Below are 16,040 nucleotides of genomic sequence, written 5' to 3' on the forward strand. Positions count from 1 at the left end.
ACAAATAAATTCTATGAAAAAAATTTTACTCTTTTGTTTCCTAACAGGTTACCTTCATGTTTCCGCACAAACGGAGCTCGTTTTTGTTTTCTTCACAGATAAGCCCAATAAAGCTGCTTTTTATGCAAATCCACTGTCAGAACTCAGCCAGAAATCACTCAACAGGCGCACCGCACTGGGAATACCGCTCAATGATCAGGATGCCCCTATTGAACAGTCTTATCTCCAGAATCTTCAAAATTTAGGATTTACGGTTACAGATTATTCAAAATGGCTCAACGGAGCTGCAGTAAATGCCACTCCAGCTCAAAAAACGTTGTTGCAGTCTCAAACCTTTGTTTTGTCTGTAGAAAGTTTTGCAAGAAACAGTTCAACAACTGTAAAAACAACACCTGGAAAATGGAAAGATGATGCCAGTGTCAATAAAACACTCACGAACTTTAATTATGGTTCCGGTTCTGCACAAATTGACCAGGTTAATATTCGGCCGCTTCACCTCGCAGGTTACACCGGAACAGGAATTTCCATAGCGGTGATTGATGCCGGATTTCCAACAGTGAATACGGGAACTGCTTTTGCAAGATTGTGGACAAATAATCATATCAAAGCATCTTATGATTTTGTTACCAAAACCGGAGACATTTACAATACGGCTCTAAGTCCTCACGGTTCTGTTGTTTTAGGAGTTATCGGCGGATATCTGCAAGATGTTTTTGTAGGAGCAGCCCCTGATGCTGATTTTTATCTTTACCGCAGTGAAAATGCTACTGTAGAAATTCCTGAAGAAGAACTCTATTGGATTGAGGCTGCTGAAGAAGCGGACAGAAAAGGGGTGGAAATTATTACGTCATCATTAGGTTACAATGTTTTTGATGAAAGCCGTTACAATTATACGTATGCCAATATGAACGGAAGTACTTCTTTCATTGCACGCGGAGCAGGAATTGCTGCTGAGAAAGGGATTTTTGTACTTGCTGCTGCAGGTAATTCCGGACAACAGCCATGGCATTATCTTATGACACCTTCTGACAATGATAAAGTATTTTCTATCGGATCAGTAGATTCAGCCGGAAATCCATCCGGATTTTCTTCTTTCGGACCCAACTCTCTTGGAGTGGTAAAACCTGACGGAAGCACACAGGGCACGGGTACCACAACGGTTTATGATAATGCTACCTTAATCGTGAACGGAACTTCTATTGCAACGCCTATTGCTGCCGGAGGAGTAGCCTGTCTTATTCAGGCATTTCCAACGATGAACAGGGAGCAGATCAGAACAAGACTGAGACAGACCGCTTCACTGTATCCTGCCCATTCAGATCAGATAGGATATGGTATTCTTAATTTCGGAAACTTATACAACCTCGTTCTGAATACCTCTGAACTTGTAAAGAAAGAAAAACTTTCTATATTCCCAAATCCTGCTAAAAATATTCTGAACATTGCTTCAGAACAGGAAATACTGTCTTTAGAAATTTATGATAATCTGGGAAGACTCGTCAGAAAAAATTATAATCAAAAATCTATAAAAGTAGAGGATTTTGCAAAAGGAACCTATTATCTGAAAATTCAGACGAAGGATAAGGTTTTGTATGAAAAATTCTTAAAGGAATAACTATTTTATCTCTCGCAAATTAAACAGATTAGGTAGATTCTGATACTGCATGTTATGTTGAACAGGCGAGAGATATTCTTCTAAAAACACATACAATATATTTTGGCTAAAGCCGATGGATTGATTAATAAAAAAAGAATGGGCTAAAGCCCATTCCTATTGATATATTATTGTACAATATGTACAAAACATTTGTATAAAATAACTTAAGCGGAGTTTCGGCTTGCATTGATATTCCCGAATAAAGAACGGGTTACCAGCTTTTCATAAGCTTCTTTATTTCCTTCTCCTTTTTGAATTTTCATTAAAGCGTACTGCTGAATACTCAATAACGGCAGAACAATCTTTTCACGGATTTTCACAGACTTTCTGGACAATGGATCTTCTTCCTGAAGCATTTTGAATCCTGTTAACTCGAGCATGATATCTCTGGAAAGCTCATATTCATTGAAAAGAACATTCCAGAATGCCCCGAATTTCGGATTGTTTTTAATATAATATGTCAAAGGGAAGTAAGATTTATTCATACTCATCATCGAGTTCAGCACTAAGGTTTTAAAGAAATCCGAACCTTTGTACAGCTCTCTTACTTCTTCAAATCTACCCTGCTCTTTCATCTTTTGCATAGCATATCCAAACCCAAAGAATCCAGGCACATTCTGCTTTAATTGTGACCATGAACCTACAAATGGTATGGCTCTCAGGTCTTCAAATTTCAATTCGCTGCCATTTCCTCTTTTTGAAGGACGGCTTCCTATATTGGTTTTTCCATAGTATTCCAGCGTACTCATTTCCTGAAGGTAAGGAACAAACATTGGATGTGCTTTTAAGTCTGAATATTTTTGGTAACTGATATCTGCCAATTCTATGATCAAGGCTCTTTCCTTTTCTGTAAGGTCTTTTTTTGCGTTTTTGAACACGTCATTTTCCACTCCGGCTGTCAGAAGTTGTTCAAAATTGTATTTTGCCTGTTCTTTATTTCCAAAAATACTGGTAATGGTCTGCCCTTGAATGGTGAGTTCTATTTTATTATTTGCAATCGTTTTTCCCTGAGAAGCATAGAAATCGTGGGTTTTCCCTCCTCCTCTTGCAGGCGGGCCTCCTCTACCGTCAAAAAATACGACTTTGATGTTATTCTGCTCAGAGAGCTTAGTCAATACTTCTTTCGCTTTATAAATTTCCCAGTTGGCTTTTAGATATCCACCGTCTTTCGTTCCATCTGAGAATCCAAGCATAATCGTCTGCTGGTTTCCTCTTTTTTCAAGGTGTTTTTTATAGACAGGATTATGATACAGTTCGTTCATTACATGCTCTGCATTGGCAAGACCTTCCATAGTTTCAAAAAGCGGAACAATATCCATATTGATCTCTTCATCTTTATAACCACAGATTTTAAAGAATGCATAAACATTCATCACATCCTTTACAGCATCAGAATTGGAAATAATATAGCGGTTCATTCCTCTTAGGCCATTCAACTTCTGGATTTCTGAGACTTGTGAAACGGTTAACAGGGTATCTTTTACAATATCTTCAAAATCTTCAGCATTTACCGTTTCTGAAACCTGAATCAGTTTATTGAATTTCTCTTCATATTCAGCCTTTTCATTTCCGTACACTTTTGTGTATACCTCATCAATAACTTTCTGATGAATTCTGCTGTCCTGGCGGATATCCAACGTTGCAAAATGAGTTCCAAAGATCATCACACGATCCCTGAAATTAATCAAAAGATCTAAAAACAAAGAGTTATGTTCATTGATTAATATTTTTTCCGCTTCAGAAGCCTTCTTTAAAATATCTTCTGCTTTAATGCTTTTTCCATCAAAAATTGCAGCATATAACTCTTCACTTAACTGCGTTAAAACTTCAGCTACCCCACGGAAACTTAATCTTCTTCTGATAAATTTCAAATGGCTGTAATAAGATTTGAGGATTGCTGAACGAAGTTCTTCCGCTACTCTTTTCGTTACATCCGCAGTGACAAAAGGGTTACCATCCCTATCTCCTCCAGGCCAGAAGCCAAGCTGGATAATATCTTCATGAAGGTGAAAATGCCCGTTCCCGAAAGTCTTTTTTATTTTCGTAAACAGTTCACCGATGGTATCATAATACACATATCTCAGGTAGGAAATAATACTCAGGGCTTCATCTATCGGAGTCGGTTTTTCTTTATTGACAAAAGGAGTCTTCCCCAACTGCTGCAGAAGCATATCAATCTGCGTCACAGAATCACCGGTAATAGCTCCTCTTAAATCCTGGATAATCCTTTGTACTGAACTCGGATAAAACTGAGTAGGGTGCGCTGTAAATACCACCTTTACACTAAAATCTTTTAATTTTTCACGTACTTTTTCAATTTTATGATCCTGAAAAGAACGTTCAAAGAGGTTCGTCACCGTCCCATTATCACTTTCAGAATGCAGGTTTGGAAATGCAGCATCTTCAATACTGTCAAACAAAACAACCTGTCTTTCTATATATTGAATGATCTTAAAAAGCAGTTCCAATTTCTGCTCTTCGTTCTGAAGATCGGTATGGTTTTTAAAGAATTCTTCGACGATATCTTCAGGAGTCTTTCCCGCTTCATATCCGGTTCTGCTTTCTTCATAGAGAAACGGAAGCAGCATCCCGATGTTCGTCATTTTATCATATGGCAGGCTCATAAATAATGAATTGTAGATCTGGAACTTATTTTCCACAATCTGCCTGAATTTTTCTGCGCGTTGGTCGTGTATCATAGTAACAAATGTAAGTGATTTTGAAATTAATTTAATTGACAAATGACAAAAATTGAGACCAAAATGCAAAAAAATAATAGTAATTTTACTCCTCACATCATCCATAATCCATGAAAAAAATATTTACTTTTCTACTCATAGCCTTTTTTTTCATATCATGTGAAAAAGATTGTTATAATGCACCTCTGCCGATCCTTTTTAAGTTTGTGGATTCTAATGATGAAAATCTTATTGCCAATGGAACATTGATAACTTATTCAGTTCAGGACGAAGATAACAATAGTGTACAACTATCCAAAACATCCGACAATATGATCATTGTAGAAAATGTAGGTGCTTATAATGGAACAAAAAAGTATAAATTCTTTTCTAATATTAAAGACTTAGACTTTTCAATACAATCATCAGAATTTAATGGAGGGTGTGATGGCTATCAAATTAATAAATTAACGTTTACAGGTATAGATATTGATGTAACTGCTGAAAAAGGATATTATAAAATTGTATTGGAATAATTCTCTTTGTTAAATTTGCATCGGAAACACATTCTCTATGAAACTCATCATCGCATTTTCCCTGATTCTCTCTAATCTGCTTTACAGTCAGATCAAGGTTCCCGATGATTATAAAAAAATCCCTGATATTCTTGACACGGTAGAATATCTCTATCCCTTCATTGTACCGGATAAAGATTATGCTTACTGGCGCGTTCTCAGCAATGATACAGATTATGAAAAAGCAGTGATCTATGAAAGCCAGGCTCCTGACTTTATGACGATTAATGAACCCGTTCCGGAAAGAGGTTTTTTCCAGAAATGTATAGGGAACAACTGTTTTTCATACGTTCTGGCATGCAAAAATGAAAGATCCGTTTATTTTTCCAATGAGCAGCAACTTAGAGATTTTATCGGAACGGTAGACAATCTTCCTGAAGCTATTTTACTGGCAAAAACATATGGCTACTCCGTTGATACCACCAACAGATTTACCGGAGCTTATAAGATAGAAGACCGTCATATCTCCATGTATCTTATGCAGTCTAAGGGTTGTCCCGCTGTAAAAGAATCTTTTTGGGTTAAAATCAACAGAAGAACCGGAAAAATTGAAGCGAAGAGCAATGGTATTTATGCAAAAGATGAAAACTGTTCTTCTTTGTAATAATTTTTGAGAAAAATAATAAGGCATAAATAGCTTTCATAAAATTGAATAATAGCAATTTTAAAATTTCATTAACTCACATTTCCTTTTTCATTCCGTAAATTTGACTTAAAATAAATTTAGAATAATGCTTAATTTCGAGTTTAAAAACCCAACAAAGATACTTTTCGGGAAAGGCGAAATCGCTAAAATTTCCAACGAAATTCCTAAAGACGCAAGAATATTAATGATTTATGGTGGCGGAAGCATCAAAAACAATGGTGTTTATGACCAGGTAAAAGCGGCCTTGAAAGATCATGAAGTGTATGAATTTGGCGGAGTTCCTGCCAACCCTGAATACGAAGTTTTAATCAATGCTCTGAGCTTTATCAAAGAAAAAAACATTACTTACCTTCTTGCTGTAGGTGGTGGATCTGTAATTGACGGAACGAAGTTTATCTCTGCAGCAGCTCATTATGACGGTGAACCATGGGATATTCTGAGAAAGTCGGTAAGAACATTTGAAGGTCAGGGAATGCCTTTCGGAAGTATTTTAACACTGCCGGCAACGGGTTCAGAAATGAATTCCGGTTACGTAATCTCCAGAAGGGAAACCAATGAAAAATTATCTTCAGGAGGACCTGGACTTTTTCCTCAGTTTTCTGTATTGGATCCGGAAGTTATCCGATCTATCCCAAAAAATCAGATCGTGAACGGAATTACTGATGCCTATACCCATGTTTTGGAACAATATATGACTGCTCCTTCTTCTGCTGACCTTCAGGAAAGAATTGCAGAAAGCATTCTGATCAGTCTTCAGGAAACCGCTCCAAAAGTATTGGCCGATGATTTCAATTATGATGCTGCCGGAAACTTTATGTGGTGCTGTACCATGGCTCTGAACGGACTGATCCAGAAAGGAGTCATTACTGACTGGGCAGTACATGCTATGGGACATGAACTGACTGCTTATTTCGGTATTGATCACGCAAGAACACTGGCTATTATTGCGCCTTCTCATTACCGTTACAACTTTGAAGATAAAAAAGGCAAACTGGCTCAGTACGCTGAAAGAGTTTGGGGAATCAAAGACGGAAGTGTAGAAGAAAAAGCTGAACTGGGAATCAAAAAAATGGAAGAATTTTTCCACAGCCTTCATATCAAAACCAAACTTTCTGAATATACAGAAGACTTCAAAGGAACTGCTGAAAAAGTTGAAAAAGCCTTTACAGACAGAAACTGGTTAGGTCTTGGAGAATACAAAAAACTGACTCCACAGGATGCTTATAAAATTGTAGAAATGAGCTACTAAGGATTTTAAATTCAAGGTTTAAAGTTCGAACTTAATCTAGCAATGTATGATTGGGTCAAAGCCGGATCATCCATTAATTTATATAGAAAGCGGGTTTCCACCCGCTTCTTTTCATTTTAGCAGTCACTATATTTTAAAATCAATTTTTCATTTTCTGACTGATTTATATGGGTAAAAATACCGATAATCTTCTCAAAATTATTTAATTTACAAACATTTGTTTAAAAAATCATTATTTCATTATAGATATTTCAAATTTATTTATATTTTAGCATATTCTTAAATTTGTGAAAATGAAAAAACAGCTACTTTTATTTGCCTTTTCTGCCCTGGCACTTACTTCTTGTAAAGATGACAATCTCGAAGCTTACGATATGGATATCATGAAGGGAGATTGGAAGGAAGTTAAAAGGGAAGTAATTTCCGGAAAAGATAATAAAACAGTGCTTTATACTGAAACTTTAACAGGATGCGCAGCTAAAAATACTCTTTTCTTAAGAACAGACTATTATGTAAGCTACACAGCATATACGGGAACAGGTGCAGATTGTACCCCATCGGAAAAAACTGAAGGAAGATATACCTACGATGTTGATTCAAAAGTGATTGGAATTAAACTTGGTGACGAAGGTTCTGTAAACTACAGAATTGATGTCTTGACAGGCAAAGAACTTAAACTTGCACAGCAATCAGGGATCTTTGATATGGATGGAGATAAAATTCCTGACATTCCTTACGTTACTTACAAAAGATAAATCATAGACTCCCGCTAATCGGGAGTTTTTTATTACTTTTATATCTAATTTAAAACTGAATATAATGAAGAAGATTCTATCAGCATTTCTATTGCTGTATTTTGCTATTGCCTTTTCTCAGGAGAAAAAACCGATGTTCTGGCAGGATATCCAGGAGTTTAAAAAACTGGATCAGCAAAACCCGCCTCAAAAGGATGCGATCCTGTTTTTGGGAAGCTCATCATTTACAAAATGGACTGATATAGCAGATTATTTTCCGGGTAAAACAATTATCAACAGAGGATTCGGAGGTTCAAGACTTACTGATCTTAATGATTTTGCGAATGATCTTTTAGCTCCTTATCAGCCCAAACAGATCATCATTTACTGTGGGGAAAATGATTTTGCAGACAATCATCAGCTAAAAGCAAAAGTGGTAGTGAACCGCTATAAAGCTTTTTATAAAAAAATACGTGAAAGATTTCCTAATATTGAGATCGATTATATCTCCATTAAATATTCTCCGAGCAGAGAAGTGATCTGGCCACAGATGAAAATTGCCAACAAAAAAATTGCTGCTTTTATGAAGAAAGAGCCTAATGCAGAATTCATTGACGTAACGAAAGCAATGGAAGATGCTAACGGAAATGTAAGAAAAGATATTTTTGTAGAAGATATGCTTCATTTTAAGCCTGAAGGATACAGAATCTGGACGAAGATCATCACTCCTTATCTGAAATAAACTACAACCCATGATAAAAAAACCAATAACCACTTTATTTTTCATTTTACTGTATTCTCTTGCATTTTCTCAGAAGAAACCTAATGAAACAACGATTCTTCAGGAACTTTCAGAGAAAGCCTGTAAATGTGCTGATTCTATTTCTCTGTCAAACCGAAAGAAAGAAGATATCATAAAAGATGTTCATGAATGTATTGACAAATATACAGGAGCACTTCAGATATCAACCCTTTTGAAAGGAGCAGAAAAACAGGCAGAAAAGACAACGGAAGTGAATGGAAAAAAAGAGATTAACCTGACTTTTAATACGAATAAGAATTCACAGCAGTATAAGGACAGCTATAATGAGCTTGAGCGTTATCTGATGCAACACTGCGAAAGCGTACAAAAAGCTACCCAAACTACTGAAACCAGCTATGACAAGTTCTCAAAGAATGATACAGCAATTAATTTTTACCAGAAAGCTGTTGACGCATCCAAGCAAGAAAACTGGAAGGAGGCCATTCAGAATTATGAGCAGGCTGTAAAGATTGATCCAAAATTCATTTATGCATGGGATAATCTGGGAATCTGTTATAGAAGAGTTGGAGAATATGATAAAGCTCTTAATGCTTATAAACAGTCATTGGCTGCTGATCCAAAAGGCAAAATGCCTTTGCAGAACATCGCAATAACGTATGTTTATAAGAAGGAATACCAGAAAGCTATTGATGCCTATAACGATTTTGATAAAATATATCCTGGTGATCCGGAAGTTTATTATGGAATGGGACAGGTTTATTTTACTTATCTGAAGAATAATGAGAAAGGTCTTGACAATATTTGTAAAGCTTACAGGCTCTATTCCGAACAGAAATCTCCTTACCGATCAGATGCCGAAAAAATGATCGGATATATTTACAAGAGTATGAAAGAAGAGGGCAAAACAGATAAGTTTAAGGAAATTTTAAAGAACAATAACATTCAATTTGATTAAAAAATAAAAACTCCCAATTTGGGAGTTTTTTATTTTATTTCTTTCTTTTTGATTTTGATATTGCTTTCTGCTGAGATCTGTTGGCTCCAAACTTCTTAGGTGCTTTTCTTTTGGAAGGACCACCCCAGTTTTCTTTTGTATTTTTAGCCTTCTTCTCATGGAATGCTCCTCCTCCATCATTCAGTTTTACCTGAGCAGGATTCTTCATGACAATCTGATCTTCTTCAGCTGCAATCTTTTTAGGATTGATCTTAACGTCTTCCGGGAATTCATTATACTTCAGCTCCTTATCCATCAATAGTTCAATATCAAGAATCAAAGGTTCTTCTTTTTTAGTAACAAAAGTAATTGCCTTACCGTCTTTGTCTGCTCTACCCGTTCTACCAATTCTGTGGATATATTGCTCCGGAATATCGGGTGTTTCAAAGTTGATCACATGGGTAATGCTTGAAATATCAAGACCTCTTGCCATTACGTCCGTAGTAATCAAACCTCTTACTTCTTCGTTCTCAAAGCTTTTCATAGCCTTAAGTCTGTAGTTTTGAGATTTATTGGAGTGAATCACATCAAACTGACCAGGGAAAAGCTCATCAATCTTAGTAAAGAGCAGGTCGGCATGTCTTTTATTATTATTAAAAATCAACACTTTAGACATATCTGCATTATTTTTCAGCAAATGTTCAAGTAAATTGATCTTGGTATTAAAGTTTTCAACCTTATAGGCAGTCTGTTCAATTTTTTCAAGCGGAGTTCCTGATTTTGCCAATGAAATTTCTATTGGATTTGCAAAATATACATCCAACATTTCATCTACAGCTTCCGTCATCGTTGCAGAGAAAAGAATATTCTGTCTCTTCGCTTTCATCATTTCAAAAATGTGAGTAAGCTGTGGTCTGAAACCTAAGTTAAGCATCTCATCAAATTCATCGATAATCAGCTTCTGTACTTCTTTCAGAGAGATGGCATTGTCTATGGAAAGGTCCATCACTCTTCCCGGTGTTCCTACCAAAATATCACAACCATTGTTGAACAATAGCTTTTGAGTGTTGATATTTTTTCCACCGTATATTCCGATCACTCTTGCTGTGATGTTTTCTGTCAGTTTTTCAAGGATTTCAGTTACCTGTACCACCAATTCTCTTGTAGGAACAAGCACCAAAACAGTTGGATTTCCTGTCTTGCTGTATTTCCATGTTTTCAGAACGGGTAAAAGATAAGCTAATGTTTTCCCGGTTCCTGTTTGTGCAATTCCCATTACATCTCTTCCTGAAAGAATAGGTTTTATGCTCTTCTCCTGAATCGGGGTAGGTTCAAATAATTCCAAATCCGCTAAAACATCAAGAATTTTAACCGGAAGGTCAAAATCCGCAAAAGTGAGTTTTTCCATTTTGCAAAGATAGGCATTTAATTAGAAGTTGAAAATCAGAGGTGGCAGATATTAGTCAGCAGGCTATAGGGAGTAGCTCTCTGATTATAGGAAATCACTACCAAATACATTGATATTTCCAGCAAGAAAGAACAACCAGCAACACGTTAACATTCTAATTTACCTTAACACTTTTACTGATAATTTTAATATCATCATCGATCCATTTACTGGAGGTAACAATAACATAGCCTTTCTTTTTCGGATCCTTTTTGATGGGAAACTTATCCTCTTCCCATTGATTACAATGTGTTGAAATAGGTGACAATAATGGTTTCCAGCTTGCTTTAGTTAAAGTATATACGTAGAATGGATGCCAGCAACTGGTACACCAATTGGGATAAAAACCAATTTCGTCTTTCCCGTCACCATTAAGGTCTCCCAAATTATACAAGCTTCCCTGGTTGGCAGGTGAAACAATTATTGGGGCGATACTTTTATCGCTGAAGTAAATAGTGGTCTCACATTTTCCTTCACATTCATCACCGCAGTCACTTACTTTTGTATAGGCATATTCTTTTGTTCCGTTTCCGTCAAAATCTCCCTGGACTTTTTCTTCATTTCCTTGCTGAGCAAAACAATACGAACTAAAGAAGGTCATTGCAGTTATAATAAGTGTTTTCATTGTAGGTTTTGGTTTTTATATGCGGCTTACTTTCTTGTAACTCTTAGCAAAAGGATCAGAACTAATATCATTGAGAAAATAAAGCCCAGAACAGCCACCAAAGACAACTCCCCGATTCTTGGTCCGGATTCTGAAGAAAAAACAATAGCCGTTGCAATGATATTGGCTCCTAAAACCATGGCCAGAATCAGATTGACAACACTTGATTTGATCAGCTGGTTGGTTTTGTCTATATTTTTGATCTCACTGGATACTGTAAATTTGTTTTCATCTAGTTTCTGAAGCACAGAACGAAGCTCTTTCGGGATTTCATCTACATTATCCGTAAAATTCATCATCCGGTCCATTCCTGTTTTTAAAAGATTCTTAGGATTTATTTTCTTGGTGAAAATCTTTTTCGTGTACGGATGAAGACTTTTCACGATATCCAGATCAGGATTAATACTCCTTCCAACTCCTTCTATCAGGCTTATTCCTTTGAATAAAAGATAGAAATAATCCGGCATATAAAGTCTGTTGTCCTTCAAAATATCTTTCATCTTGTTAATGATCACCTGCACATTAATATCCTGCAATGACGAGCTGTGTACAAAATTCAGGATTTCTTCAACATCATTTTCAAACCGTCTTTCATCGGGAATCTCATAGCTTATGGCCATTTTTTTAAGGGAACGAACTATTTTATGTGAATTTTTAGCTACAAAACTTACGATAAGGCTTTCAAGAATTTCTTTATCATTGGGCTGAATTTTCCCAACCGCCCCGAAATCAATAAAAACGATTTTACCATCTTTCTTTACCAGAATATTCCCGGCATGAGGATCGGCATGGAAAAATCCGTAATCTAAAATCTGAGAAACAAATAACCTTAATCCTGCTTCAGAAACTTTTACAGGATCAATACCATTGGCTAATAGAAGGGATTTATCTGTAACCTTGATCCCATCAATGAATTCCATGCAAAGAATATTATTGTTGGAAAACTCTTCGTAGACTTTTGGAACATAGGTTTCTTTATTATTTTTAAAATTAAGTCGGAACTGCAGGATATTGTTCCTTTCATTAGTCAAGGAAACTTCTTCCAGTAATGATCTTTCAAAGGTAGAAATGGCCTGCTTCAGATTGAGCTTCTCTCCTATTTCTGAATAGGCAGATATCAGCTTTTCAATATCTTTGATCAAAAGTAGGTCGTCTTCAATAACAGACTGTACGTCGGGTTTTCTCAATTTTAAAATCACAGGACTGCCATCTTTCAAAACAGCTTTATACACCTGAGCAATGGAAGCTGTAGCCAACGGTTCTTTCTGAATTTCCAGGAAATAATCTTTCACGGAAATATTAAACTCACTTTCCAGCGCTTCTTCTACGTCCATATCTACTGTTTCCACTTTATCCTGAAGCTTCTGCAGCTCCTGGATCAGTTCCGGCGGTAAAAGATCTTCCCTGTTACTGAATGTCTGGCCAAGCTTTACAAAGGTAGGCCCCAGTTCCTCAAGAGCCAGTCTTATTCTTTCGTAAACGGTTCCTTTTGAAATAATTTCATCCGAATTGGCAGTTTCTTCCTGCTTATTCCCTCCATTCATCCTTGCCAGCATATCTTTGAATCCATATTTACTCAGTACGGAAATCAGTCTTGCGGATCTTTTCAGTTTTCTTTGCGGCTTGTCAAACATAGTCTATCAATAGTAAGTGCAATTTACTCCAAAAATTGTTCCTTTATGAAAAGAATTATCATAGCAATATCAAGACATTAAATTAAAAACAATAACATATAATCAATATTTTAAAGAATTAAATACACCAATAATCACTAAAAAATTCATATATCATAAAAATTAATATATTTACAGCGTACAAATAAAACAAACCAAAAGTATTAGAACATGAAAAATTTACGTAACAACAAACTTTCAAGAGAGCAATTAAAAGGAATTGCAGGAAACGGAATCATTATCGGAAACTGTTCCAACCAGTGCTGTCCTACAGACGGAAGACCAAAATGTCCAAGACTGATCTGCCCTGCAGTGGTATGTCCTGAGTACATGTAATTTACTCTAATAAATAACAATAAAAGTGATAAAAATTAGCTTTTATTGTACACCATTACACTAATCAAAAAATATTCAAAATGAAAAATTTACGCAACAACAAACTTTCAAGAAAGCAATTAAAAGGGGTTATAGGAAGTATAGCCATCAACTGTACGTATGAGTGCTGTCCTACTGACGGAAGACCAACATGCCCATGGCTAATGTGTCCTGACGTAGTATGCCCAGAGTATATGTAAGATTAGATTTTACACAGAACTATATAGTACCCGAAGAAATATTCTTTGGGTATTTTTTTTGCTTCAAAAAATGCCTATGTGTCAAAATTTATGGCACGTTATTTCTATCTAAAACAATAAAAAAACACATCTAAATATTTAATTATCAAACAATTACATAAAAACACTTTAAAACGAGAATTAAATTCATAATCATATTCAATTAACAACAAACCATTAATTTAATTACAACACTATGTTAAAAAAAATTATTTCAGCTGGTCTTATATTATCAGCAGTTGTGTTTACAACACAAGTAAAAGCTCAGGTAGCATCAGCTCATTCTATTGCGGAAGTAGCCACAAAAGAAATGAGTTATTTAGGCCTTACAGCATCGCAGGTGGGTAAAATTGAAGAAATCAATAAAACTACGGCAGATGCACTTATTGCTCTTGACAGCAAAGCCGGTGATAATAGCAGTTCCCAAAACAACAAAGTAATTGCTGATGAGTTTGTAGGTATCATTGCCCAGCGTCATCAGGCACTGGGACAAATCCTTACCCCGGAACAGATGGCAGTGGTAAAACAGGACAGGGCAGAAAAGATTGCGCTTTTCAGAACATTACTGATGATCCCAATCCTGGATCTTACTGAAAAACAGGTTGAGCAAGCCTACGAGATCAACTTCAAAGGGGTTCAGGAAGTTCAGAAAGATTTTGGAAAGCGCCTCAATAAGAAAAATACAGGTCCTGCAGATGCTGACAGCAATAAGGCAAAAAAGGTTATTATCAGTGATTTTAAAGCACTGGATAAAGATTTTAAAAAGATCTTAAGTCCTGAACAATTTGAAGTTTATAAAAACAATCAGGATTTAATTAGAGAATCGGCTAAGAAAGGATAGTTTAATCTGTTTGAATAATTAAAATTCCGGGGCAGCTAGCTGCCCCGGAATTATTTTATTTAAGATAGGTATCATAGAGATCTCTTCTGCGGTCTTTCATCACCTGAACAGAGCCATTGTGATGAAGATCTTTTAAAAGGTTCAGATCTACGTCAACAATCAGAGTCATTTCTGTATTCGGAGTCGCTTCTCCTTTTACCGCATTAGACGGAAACGCAAAATCGGAAGGGGTAAATACGGCAGCCTGTCCGAACTGAATGTCCATATTATTTACCTTGGGAAGGTTTCCTACACAACCGGCAATCGCTACATAACATTCATTTTCTATGGCTCTCGCAGCAGCACAGTGACGCACTCTCATGTAAGCATTTTGGGTATCCGTCAGATAAGGAACGAATAAGATTTTCATGCCCTGATCCGCTAAAATCCTTGGTAATTCCGGGAATTCTACGTCATAGCAGATGACAAGACCTATTTTACCACAGTCAGTATCAAAAACTTTAATTTCATTTCCTCCTTTCATCCCATAGTATCTCTTTTCGTTCGGGGTAATGTGAATTTTTCTGTATTCATCCATACGGCCGTCGCGGTGAAGAAGATAACTTACATTATATAAATCATTATTATCACTATCAAAAACGGGCATACTTCCGGAAATAATATTCACGTTGTAACTGATCGCCAGTTCTGAGATTTTTTCTTTGATCTGTTCAGTAAGTTTAGACAATTCTATCATACTGTCTCTTTCTGAAAGATTATTAAAAGGTGCCAGCAAAGGCGTGTTGAACAGTTCCGGGAAAAGCACAAAATCAGATTTATAATCTCCCATCACATTCACAAAGAATTCTACCTGTTCATAAAAGGCATCGATATCTTTGAAAGTCCTCATTTGCCACTGAACCAATCCAAGACGGATAATGCTGTCCTGCATCGTATTCGGTTTTCGGCTGTAATAGATGTTATTCCATTGCAAAAGAACTGCATTTTCCCTGGAAGCTTCATCTTCCGGAAGGTACTTTTTCAGAATCTTTATCGGAAGAAAATTATTGGAAAGCTGGAAAGATAGTACCGGGTCATAGATCTCTTTATCTCTTACTTTTCGGATATAATTTCTTGCGGAAAGCTCGTGGCTGTATTTGTGATAATTCGGGATTCTTCCTCCCAGAATAATGGATTTTAAGTTTAATAATTCACAAAGTTCTTTTCGGGCATCATACAACCTTCTTCCCAGACGGAGTTCACGAAATTCCGGATCTACAAAAACTTCAATTCCGTAAAGGACATTTCCTGTTGAACTATGGGTATTGAACGTATAATTTCCCGTAATATCACTATAGGTATGATCATCCCCGAATTCTTCGTAATTAACGATTATGGAAAGTGCCACAGCAGCCAGTTTCCCATCTACTGTAATACAAATCTGTCCATTAGGGAATATTTTTGTCAGTTTATCAATACTTTTTTTGGACCAAATGGACTCCGACATTTGCGGGTAGGCCCTTTTCATCGTTTCCGCCAGTTCATTATAATCCTGAAGGGTCAGGTTTCTTGTTTCTATTTGCATT

At 36.3% G+C, this 16,040-nt stretch carries 15 protein-coding genes; 10 read left to right on the top strand and 5 right to left on the bottom strand.

Annotated features, from left to right (window positions below; all coding sequences use genetic code 11):
• Positions 1 to 13 precede the first annotated feature (13 nt).
• The gene (locus CQ022_RS17350; RefSeq protein ID WP_105683571.1) at positions 14 to 1,615 is read left to right on the top strand and encodes a S8/S53 family peptidase; all 1,602 of its coding nucleotides are present in this window, start codon (positions 14 to 16) and stop codon (positions 1,613 to 1,615) included.
• Positions 1,616 to 1,821: 206 nt separating this feature from the next.
• Here the strand turns inward: CQ022_RS17350 and CQ022_RS17355 are convergent, their stop codons facing one another.
• Positions 1,822 to 4,356, bottom strand: coding sequence for a phosphoenolpyruvate carboxylase (locus tag CQ022_RS17355; protein WP_105683572.1), 2,535 nt, complete (start codon positions 4,354 to 4,356; stop codon positions 1,822 to 1,824).
• A gap of 206 nt (positions 4,357 to 4,562) precedes the next feature.
• Between CQ022_RS17355 and CQ022_RS17360 the strand changes: the two genes are divergently transcribed.
• The 6 genes from CQ022_RS17360 (at position 4,563) to CQ022_RS17385 (ending at position 9,257) form a co-directional block, all read left to right on the top strand.
• Entirely contained in the window at positions 4,563 to 4,871 is a 309-nt protein-coding gene (locus CQ022_RS17360; protein WP_123864454.1) for a hypothetical protein, read from the top strand.
• 37 nt (positions 4,872 to 4,908) lie between these two features.
• A complete protein-coding gene (locus tag CQ022_RS17365; RefSeq protein ID WP_105683574.1) occupies positions 4,909 to 5,514 on the top strand; it encodes a hypothetical protein in 606 nt (201 codons plus the stop codon).
• Between the two features lie 127 nt (positions 5,515 to 5,641).
• Entirely contained in the window at positions 5,642 to 6,805 is a 1,164-nt protein-coding gene (locus tag CQ022_RS17370) for an iron-containing alcohol dehydrogenase (protein WP_105683575.1), read from the top strand.
• 293 nt (positions 6,806 to 7,098) lie between these two features.
• Positions 7,099 to 7,560 carry a lipocalin family protein gene (locus CQ022_RS17375; RefSeq protein WP_105683576.1) on the top strand — a complete coding sequence of 154 codons (462 nt, stop codon included), beginning with the start codon at positions 7,099 to 7,101 and terminating at the stop codon, positions 7,558 to 7,560.
• Positions 7,561 to 7,624: 64 nt separating this feature from the next.
• Positions 7,625 to 8,281: a GDSL-type esterase/lipase family protein gene (locus CQ022_RS17380; protein ID WP_105683577.1), complete on the top strand. Its 657-nt coding sequence runs from the start codon at positions 7,625 to 7,627 to the stop codon at positions 8,279 to 8,281.
• A gap of 10 nt (positions 8,282 to 8,291) precedes the next feature.
• Positions 8,292 to 9,257: a tetratricopeptide repeat protein gene (locus CQ022_RS17385; RefSeq protein WP_105683578.1), complete on the top strand. Its 966-nt coding sequence runs from the start codon at positions 8,292 to 8,294 to the stop codon at positions 9,255 to 9,257.
• A 34-nt stretch (positions 9,258 to 9,291) separates the two neighbouring features.
• On the opposite strand, the gene CQ022_RS17390 is transcribed toward CQ022_RS17385, so the two are convergent.
• The 3 genes from CQ022_RS17390 to CQ022_RS17400 form a co-directional block, all read right to left on the bottom strand.
• Entirely contained in the window at positions 9,292 to 10,644 is a 1,353-nt protein-coding gene (locus CQ022_RS17390; protein WP_105683579.1) for a DEAD/DEAH box helicase, read from the bottom strand.
• Positions 10,645 to 10,798: 154 nt separating this feature from the next.
• Entirely contained in the window at positions 10,799 to 11,308 is a 510-nt protein-coding gene (locus CQ022_RS17395) for a hypothetical protein (RefSeq protein WP_105683580.1), read from the bottom strand.
• A 26-nt stretch (positions 11,309 to 11,334) separates the two neighbouring features.
• Positions 11,335 to 12,981: an ABC1 kinase family protein gene (locus CQ022_RS17400; RefSeq protein WP_105683581.1), complete on the bottom strand. Its 1,647-nt coding sequence runs from the start codon at positions 12,979 to 12,981 to the stop codon at positions 11,335 to 11,337.
• A gap of 210 nt (positions 12,982 to 13,191) precedes the next feature.
• Between CQ022_RS17400 and CQ022_RS23005 the strand changes: the two genes are divergently transcribed.
• The 3 genes from CQ022_RS23005 to CQ022_RS17405 all read left to right on the top strand — a co-directional run bounded on the left by CQ022_RS23005 (position 13,192) and on the right by CQ022_RS17405 (position 14,475).
• On the top strand, positions 13,192 to 13,356 hold the full coding sequence (locus CQ022_RS23005; protein WP_165791681.1) for a hypothetical protein: 165 nt from the start codon (positions 13,192 to 13,194) through the stop codon (positions 13,354 to 13,356).
• An 80-nt stretch (positions 13,357 to 13,436) separates the two neighbouring features.
• Complete coding sequence (locus tag CQ022_RS23010; RefSeq protein WP_165791682.1) at positions 13,437 to 13,595, top strand: hypothetical protein; 159 nt, start codon at positions 13,437 to 13,439, stop codon at positions 13,593 to 13,595.
• Positions 13,596 to 13,830: 235 nt separating this feature from the next.
• Positions 13,831 to 14,475 carry a hypothetical protein gene (locus CQ022_RS17405; RefSeq protein WP_105683582.1) on the top strand — a complete coding sequence of 215 codons (645 nt, stop codon included), beginning with the start codon at positions 13,831 to 13,833 and terminating at the stop codon, positions 14,473 to 14,475.
• Between the two features lie 55 nt (positions 14,476 to 14,530).
• Here the strand turns inward: CQ022_RS17405 and CQ022_RS17410 are convergent, their stop codons facing one another.
• The gene (locus CQ022_RS17410; protein ID WP_105683583.1) at positions 14,531 to 16,039 is read right to left on the bottom strand and encodes a carbon-nitrogen hydrolase family protein; all 1,509 of its coding nucleotides are present in this window, start codon (positions 16,037 to 16,039) and stop codon (positions 14,531 to 14,533) included.
• Between the last annotated feature and the right edge of the window lies 1 nt (position 16,040).

It is taken from the genome of Chryseobacterium culicis (assembly GCF_002979755.1).
Classification (GTDB): domain Bacteria; phylum Bacteroidota; class Bacteroidia; order Flavobacteriales; family Weeksellaceae; genus Chryseobacterium; species Chryseobacterium culicis_A.

Coding starts and splice junctions, on each gene's coding strand:
- CQ022_RS17350 (WP_105683571.1), top strand. CDS start 14: ATGAAAAAAATTTTACTCTTTTGTTTCCTAACAGGTTACCTTCATGTT.
- CQ022_RS17355 (WP_105683572.1), bottom strand. CDS start 4,356: ATGATACACGACCAACGCGCAGAAAAATTCAGGCAGATTGTGGAAAAT.
- CQ022_RS17365 (WP_105683574.1), top strand. CDS start 4,909: ATGAAACTCATCATCGCATTTTCCCTGATTCTCTCTAATCTGCTTTAC.
- CQ022_RS17370 (WP_105683575.1), top strand. CDS start 5,642: ATGCTTAATTTCGAGTTTAAAAACCCAACAAAGATACTTTTCGGGAAA.
- CQ022_RS17375 (WP_105683576.1), top strand. CDS start 7,099: ATGAAAAAACAGCTACTTTTATTTGCCTTTTCTGCCCTGGCACTTACT.
- CQ022_RS17380 (WP_105683577.1), top strand. CDS start 7,625: ATGAAGAAGATTCTATCAGCATTTCTATTGCTGTATTTTGCTATTGCC.
- CQ022_RS17385 (WP_105683578.1), top strand. CDS start 8,292: ATGATAAAAAAACCAATAACCACTTTATTTTTCATTTTACTGTATTCT.
- CQ022_RS17390 (WP_105683579.1), bottom strand. CDS start 10,644: ATGGAAAAACTCACTTTTGCGGATTTTGACCTTCCGGTTAAAATTCTT.
- CQ022_RS17395 (WP_105683580.1), bottom strand. CDS start 11,308: ATGAAAACACTTATTATAACTGCAATGACCTTCTTTAGTTCGTATTGT.
- CQ022_RS17400 (WP_105683581.1), bottom strand. CDS start 12,981: ATGTTTGACAAGCCGCAAAGAAAACTGAAAAGATCCGCAAGACTGATT.
- CQ022_RS23005 (WP_165791681.1), top strand. CDS start 13,192: ATGAAAAATTTACGTAACAACAAACTTTCAAGAGAGCAATTAAAAGGA.
- CQ022_RS23010 (WP_165791682.1), top strand. CDS start 13,437: ATGAAAAATTTACGCAACAACAAACTTTCAAGAAAGCAATTAAAAGGG.
- CQ022_RS17405 (WP_105683582.1), top strand. CDS start 13,831: ATGTTAAAAAAAATTATTTCAGCTGGTCTTATATTATCAGCAGTTGTG.
- CQ022_RS17410 (WP_105683583.1), bottom strand. CDS start 16,039: ATGCAAATAGAAACAAGAAACCTGACCCTTCAGGATTATAATGAACTG.